Here is a 6,324-nt window from a genome sequence, read left to right as displayed (position 1 = left end):
TTTTCGGGATCGACGATGACTTGCAATTCGTCTTCCAATCCGCCGATCACGTTGGACTGCGAAACGCCGGGAACCCGTTCAAACCGGGCTTCGATTTCGTCTTCGGCAAACCGTCTCAGCTTGGTCACATCCAGACCCTCCGGCGGCAACAGTTCCTTGACCTCGGGGTGCTCCTTGGCCAACAACCGTAGCCTCAGCATGACCAGTCCCACATTGTGGGCGTGGCGTGCCGGTGCGAGTTTTTCGACCAATTCGGGATGCCGGTCTTCAAATGCCTGGAACTGTTCGTCGGTCGGGCGCCGCGTGCTCAAGATGAACCAGGCGATCGGCCGGTCGGAGGCATTGGCCGTCGTGATCACCGGTTCGTCGGAATCCTCGGGATACTCGGGCACCTGTTGCAGTCGGCTATTAACCTTCAGCAAGGCCTCTTCCATGTTGGTGCCGACCAGGAATTCGAGGGTGATGGTGCCTTTGGAATCCGCGCTCTCGGACGTCATCTTCGTGACACCTTCGACGCTTTTGAGTTGTTCCTCCTGCTCCATCGTGATTTCTTGCTCGACCTCTTGCGGGCTCGCCCCCGGCCAAGTCGTCTCGATGGTGATCGTGGGGATCTGGACTTCCGGCGTCAATTGCATCGGCATCCGCGTCAGTGCGACGACGCCGAACAGGGAGACCAGCAACACGGCGACGCTGACTTTGACCGGGTTTTTGACAAAGGCTTCAATCAGTGCCATGCTCGTTGCCTCCGTTTAAGTCAACTCGAGCGGGCTGTGAAGGGAACTCCACGACGCGTGAGATCACGACGCTTTGCCCCGGCCGCAGGCGTTCGTTGCCTTCCACGACAACCCGCTGCCCCGCTTCGAGCGGACCTTTGGCTTGGATCAGATTCGGCATCGCGACGCCGACCTCGATCGGGACCGGCCGCACGCTGCCGCCGCGTTGATCGCCATCGACGACATAAACCAACGGCTGGGGGCCGCCCAAGACCAACGCGTTCTTGGGAACCATGATCGCACTCTGTTTCGGGCCGATGGGTAATTCGACGCGGGCATACATCCCGGCCTTGAGCAACGGCCCGTCGTCGGTGATCGTATTCTTGACGCGAATCTTGACGGGAAAGGTTCTGGACTTCGCGTCGGCTTGGGGAATGACAGTGGTGATCTCGCCGGTGAAGACCTCGTCGGGAAGCGCGGGCACATCGACGCGGACGGTCGCCCCCGGTTTGATGTGTGCGGCGTGTTGCTCGACGACGTAGGCCAGGACTTCGACCTCGTCCAACGCCACCACCTCCATCACCGGGTCGCCACTGGTGACCCATGTGCCTTCATCGACGTGCTCGACGACCACGTAACCGTCGAACCGCGACATGACAGTGTATTTTTTGATCCGGTCCTTGATGCGATCCACCATCGCTTGCTGATAAGCGACCTGTGCCCGCGCCTGGGCGATCCGCTCCGGCCGCGGCCCTTCGACGATCAGATCGTATGCGGCCTTGAGCTCCTGGTAGACCTGTTCGGACTGGCTGGCCCGAGCCTTGACCTGTTCATATTCTTCCGGCGATGCGGAATTCGATGTCCGCAGCTGTTGCAAGCGAGTCAATTGCGCCCTGCCGAACTCCATGTCCGCTTTAGCGCCCAACATCTTTGCCTTGGCTTGTTCAATCTCGTTGGGTCGCGACCCCGCCTCCAGTTCGGCAAGCTCTTGGTTTCGCAAATCCAGTTCGGCTTCGGCGGCGGCGAGTTCCAATTCGATCGTCGCGGTCAGCAATTTGGCCAGTGGCGCGCCCTCCGCGACGCGTTCCCCTTCGTGAACGACCAGTTCGACCACGCGTCCGTCGACGGCGCTGCCCACGACGGCACGCTTGAGCGGCATCACGGTGGCAACGAACGCTTGGCCGGCGGCGACATCCATCTGCACCACTTCGGCGACGGCCACCGGTGCGGGCGGCGGCTGTTGCGCGTGCGCGTCGTGAATGCCGACAGTCACCGCGAGCAAGAAGAGTGCAATTCGAAAGACACGAGAGCGTTTCATATTCATCAGCTCGGACAATTCGGACGCGTCATGGAACATGGAAACATGCCGACGCCATGGGTGGTGGGGAATTCGTAGCCAGCTATCGGTCGGACAACTCCGTCGGCGGTGTCAGCAACAGGTTTTCGTGAACCCGGCCGAGTAGTTTCTTGAGCGTGGCTTGCTGTCGATCGGTCAATCCATCGGTGGCCCGTGCGCGAATGCCTTTTGCACACTCGACGATCTTGGCCCAAACCGGTTTCGATTTCGCCGTTGCGCCGATCAACTTGCGGCGACGATCGGTCGGGCAGGGGCGACGCCGGATCAACCCGTCGCGTTCCATCCGATCGAGAATGCGAACCAACGTCGGCGGCTCGATCATCATCTTGCCGGCCAACTCGGCCTGCGAAAGCTCGCCTTCCAATGCCAGCCAACCGAGCACTTGCGACTGGCGGAACGTGATTCCGTAGGGCACCAAGGCGTCATTGAACGCGCGGTGGTAACGCTGCGTCGTCACGGTCAGCCAGTAACCGATGCTCTCGTCAAAATCATAGTCCAACACGGGCCGACTCCGGAGCCGAGACAATTCGTTAGCCTGCTAACTATTAGCGTTGCGGCACAATCGCTTGTCAAGTCATCGCGCCCCGCTTTGGAGGGATTCGATTCGGTCCGTGGGATCGCCTCGGCGCTGAGTGCCGTCATCTGAATTGCCCGGTAAGCTACAATCCGGCCCGAACGACATCCCACCGTCATCCAGGAGATATGACCATGAGCGAGCGTTTGAAAGTTGTTGGAATCAATTTTGATCATTTTCACATGGGTGACCTGTTGCGAATGGCGCACGAGCATCCGGGGGTCGAACTGGTGGGGATCTGCGATGAACATCCCGAACGCATGCGGGATGCGATGAAGAGCTTCCAGATACCGCAGGACAGGGTGCATACCGATCCGCAAACGTTGTTTGATTCGACGCCGGCTGACTTGGCGATCCTGTGTCCGGCCGCTTCGAAACACGGTGATTGGGTGGAACGGATCGCGCCGTTCGGCTGCGACCTGTTGGTCGAAAAACCCTTCGCCGGATCACTGGCCGAGGCCGATCGAATGATCGCCGCGTGCCAGTCGGCCGACGTCCGCCTGGCGATCAATTGGCCCTTGGCCTGGGTCGCGTCTCACCGGATGGCCAAACGCTTGATCGACGAGGGGCGAATCGGTCAGTGCATTGAGGTGCACTACTATGGCGGCAACCGCGGCCCGCTCTGGCACGTGGCCGATAAAGTCGAACGGACGGCCGAGCAGGTCCAGCAAGCCAAACCGACCAGCTGGTTTTACAAGCAGAGTCACGGCGGAGGATCGTTGCTCGATTACCTCGGTTATGGCACCACGCTGGGAACCTGGTACATGGATGGGCGGCGACCGATCGAAGTCACCGCGATGGTCGACCGGCCCGCCGGATTGGAAGTCGACGAACACAGCGTGGTCGTGGCTCGCTATGAAACCGGGCTCTCCAAATTCGAGACCCGCTGGGGAACCTTCACCGATCCCTGGACGCATCAACCCCAACCCAAGTGCGGCTTTGTCCTGGTCGGCACCGAAGGGACGATTTCCAGCTACGACTATGAAACGTCGATGCGGGTGCAAACGCGCGATTGCCCCGAAGGCCGGTTGATCCAGCCAGATCGGTTGGTGGCGCCCCAGCAAAATCCGATTCAGTACATGGTGGACGTGATTCAGAACAACCGCCAAATCGACGGCCCCTTGTCGACCCGGATCAGTCGCATCGGCCAGCAAATCGTCGACGCCGCCGTGCTCAGCGCCCAGGAACAACGTACGGTTCCCCTGGCTGAGTGATCTCAACCTCGTCGACGTGGCCACGGGTGGTTCCGTCCTCACGACAACGATTTCCGACACTGCACGAGGTTTTAGCGACAGAGCGAGATCTCAATACCGCTAAATCGACGGCCCGCTCGCGCCGTTCCGCGAACAGCTTGGACACTTTGGAAGCGGGGTCGAATTGCACGCAAAATCTTCACATCGGGGAAGTTCTCGATTGCGGCATCAGCCCACGACCCGCAACAAGAGAAAAAGGGGTTAATTCCGCCAGTCTCTGAAACGGCATGATTCACGCATTGTTTTGATCGCCCAACGCGATTTAAATCGTTCTGAACGCAAATCAATCGATTGACGTGGCGGAGTCAATTTTCAAACGTGAGAAAAGACGGAAGCAATGGAATTACTCATGCCGAAGCGCCGGTTCGTTGACCGGCTCCCTGTGGAATCCAGTTCGCGGTCCCGAGTGGTCGCCTCACTGATATGGCGATTGCTGGAATCCGGTCCCGCCTCACTGGGGATCTGTTGCCTGCTGATCGCATTTGTCTCGGTGCACGATGCAGCGTTGATCGTCACGAATCATGAAGTGATCTATGAGATGGAACAGAACCCGATCGGGGTCTGGTTGCTCGATCTGCAAGACGGCCAGGTGTGGCTGTTTGTGACGGTCAAGTTGATCTGCACGGCGCTCGTTTGTGCCGTACTGATCACGCTGTACAAACACCAGCGGCGAATGGCGATGACCGTTGCCGCAAGCTTGGTTTGTTTTCAGCTGTCTCTGCTCTGTTACTTGTCGGTCGCCTGAGAGTGTTTTAACCGATGCGAATACAGAGACCGTGGATCACCTGGAAACACGTGACGGACTTCGTCGCGTTGTGGGGTCTGCTGCTCGGCGGAGTACTCGTGCTCGCCGGCGCCGAAGCCATCGTGATTTTGGGGACCGGCTTTCGATATCAGCCCGTCACCGAAACTCGGTCGGTGTGGTTCGAGGACCTGTCCTTCAACCGGTCTACCGGCATGGCGGCGGTCGTCGTTCGTTCCAAATTGAACGCACAGACCGAGGGGATCAAGTCGGATATCGTCTTGATGAACCTCAAGACGCACGAAGCCATCTCGCTTAACGCGCATCATCTCCAACCTTATGCAGTGGCGCTGTCCCCCGACGCATCAACGATCGCGGTGGTCGGCGCCGACGCGAAGGTTCGGTTGTTGACCGGCGTGACGCCGATGGCCGATGCCAAGATGATGGCGGAAATCAAAACCATCGAAGGGGCGACGATTCACGACCCCATCCAGGTGCTGTTCTCACCCGACGGCGAAAAACTGGCAGCCATCAACGACAATGATGTCTGGGTTTGGAGCTTGACCGAAAACCGTTTGCTTCATCAGTACCCACACCACCCCGTGCCGCGACACGGAACGCAAAAGGCACTGGCCTTCTCCGCCGATTCCCAACGCATCCTTTCTGGGAATGTCGACGGAGGCATTTCGATTCGAGACCTCAAATCGGGCAAAACCTTAAAGCGGATCGCATCGAGCGAACGTTCGATCTTTGACGCCGAATACTTTGAACAAGGTCGATTGCTGGTGGTGACGAACAACGGCGCGCCGCACGAAATCCTACTCTATCCCGTTGATTCCGGGCCCGGCAATTCGGACACCTACCGTTGGACCTGCAGAGCATCGGCACCGGTCGTGGCGATCGACGAGCGGGGAGACTGGGCGGCCATCGCATCGTACCGTCACGGCAAGCACCTGATCTGCATCCTCGATCTACAGACGGGAACCGAACAATGCGTTCTGCCAGGGCACACCACTCCGATCATGGGACTGGCAACCAGCGACCGAACGTTGTATTCCTGGGATTCAGGTGGGACCATCCTCGAATGGGACATGGATGCCAAAACGCGCACACGCTCCTTCTCGATGCTCGAGTGGGTGTTGAATTCGGTTGAAACCACTCCGGCCATGCCATGAACCCCGGCAGCCGGTCCACCCTGAAAGACTGAACGGTTGTTCGGTCACCGGGCGGGGCTCCTCTGCACTACAATCGCCATCCAAAGACTTCGTCAATCACGAGGAGATGGGTTATGGCGCAGAGGGATCGCAGCGGGATGAAATGGTTGACCGACGGGCTGGCCATCGATTGGCGAATGCGATCCTTGGGCCGCCCACTTGCTGCCAGCCCGCGACGACGCCGACTCGTCGGCGAACCCTTGGAACCGCGACAGCTGCTTGCGATCCTGGCCGCTGCAACGAGCGGTGACGCCATCCGCCGCCTGCCATTGTACGCTCAGAAGCATCTATTTCTGCGTCTTCTCCTGCAAACGCTGCAACCGCATCGCATGTTGACCGGCGAGTTTCGAGTGCCGAGCCGCCAGATCGTCACGTCCGCGTGACTGATAGATGGCGGCCAGAAAACGGTGCGCGCTGACGTGTTGCGGAGCCAGCTCAATCGTCTTGTTCAGCGCTTCAATCGCCTGCTCG

General features: G+C 59.2%; 7 protein-coding genes. 3 read left to right on the top strand and 4 right to left on the bottom strand.

All coding sequences use genetic code 11. The annotated features are described in order from the left end of the window. The 3 genes from ABX749_RS17460 to ABX749_RS17450 all read right to left on the bottom strand — a co-directional run. Positions 1–734 (bottom strand): efflux RND transporter permease subunit (locus ABX749_RS17460; RefSeq protein ID WP_372897089.1); only part of this gene is annotated, 734 nt, incomplete at its 3' end. Next, positions 721–2,031, bottom strand: a complete 1,311-nt coding sequence (locus ABX749_RS17455; RefSeq protein WP_372897088.1) for an efflux RND transporter periplasmic adaptor subunit — start codon at positions 2,029–2,031, stop codon at positions 721–723. The genes ABX749_RS17455 and ABX749_RS17460, both read right to left, overlap by 14 nt. An 82-nt stretch (positions 2,032–2,113) precedes the next feature. After that, positions 2,114–2,572 (bottom strand): MarR family winged helix-turn-helix transcriptional regulator, encoded by a 459-nt coding sequence (locus ABX749_RS17450; RefSeq protein WP_145212923.1) that lies wholly within the window; start codon positions 2,570–2,572, stop codon positions 2,114–2,116. A 206-nt stretch (positions 2,573–2,778) separates the two neighbouring features. On the opposite strand from ABX749_RS17450, the gene ABX749_RS17445 reads away from it, so the two are divergent. The 3 genes from ABX749_RS17445 to ABX749_RS17435 all read left to right on the top strand — a co-directional run bounded on the left by ABX749_RS17445 (position 2,779) and on the right by ABX749_RS17435 (position 5,814). After that, positions 2,779–3,858, top strand: coding sequence for a Gfo/Idh/MocA family protein (locus ABX749_RS17445; protein WP_372897087.1), 1,080 nt, complete (start codon positions 2,779–2,781; stop codon positions 3,856–3,858). Positions 3,859–4,246: 388 nt separating this feature from the next. Then, positions 4,247–4,642 carry a hypothetical protein gene (locus ABX749_RS17440; protein WP_372897086.1) on the top strand — a complete coding sequence of 132 codons (396 nt, stop codon included), beginning with the start codon at positions 4,247–4,249 and terminating at the stop codon, positions 4,640–4,642. Positions 4,643–4,656: 14 nt separating this feature from the next. Continuing rightward, positions 4,657–5,814 carry a WD40 repeat domain-containing protein gene (locus ABX749_RS17435; RefSeq protein WP_372897085.1) on the top strand — a complete coding sequence of 386 codons (1,158 nt, stop codon included), beginning with the start codon at positions 4,657–4,659 and terminating at the stop codon, positions 5,812–5,814. A gap of 326 nt (positions 5,815–6,140) precedes the next feature. On the opposite strand, the gene ABX749_RS17430 is transcribed toward ABX749_RS17435, so the two are convergent. Next, positions 6,141–6,324 (bottom strand): hypothetical protein (locus tag ABX749_RS17430; protein WP_372897084.1); only part of this gene is annotated, 184 nt, incomplete at its 5' end.

Source organism: Stieleria sp. (genome assembly GCF_041595215.1).
Lineage (GTDB): Bacteria > Planctomycetota > Planctomycetia > Pirellulales > Pirellulaceae > Stieleria > Stieleria magnilauensis.
Note: the sequence above shows the minus strand (reverse complement) of the source record. Positions and strands in the feature narration are given on the sequence as shown.

Coding starts and splice junctions, on each gene's coding strand:
- ABX749_RS17435 (WP_372897085.1), top strand. CDS start 4,657: ATGCGAATACAGAGACCGTGGATCACCTGGAAACACGTGACGGACTTC.
- ABX749_RS17445 (WP_372897087.1), top strand. CDS start 2,779: ATGAGCGAGCGTTTGAAAGTTGTTGGAATCAATTTTGATCATTTTCAC.
- ABX749_RS17440 (WP_372897086.1), top strand. CDS start 4,247: ATGCCGAAGCGCCGGTTCGTTGACCGGCTCCCTGTGGAATCCAGTTCG.
- ABX749_RS17455 (WP_372897088.1), bottom strand. CDS start 2,031: ATGAAACGCTCTCGTGTCTTTCGAATTGCACTCTTCTTGCTCGCGGTG.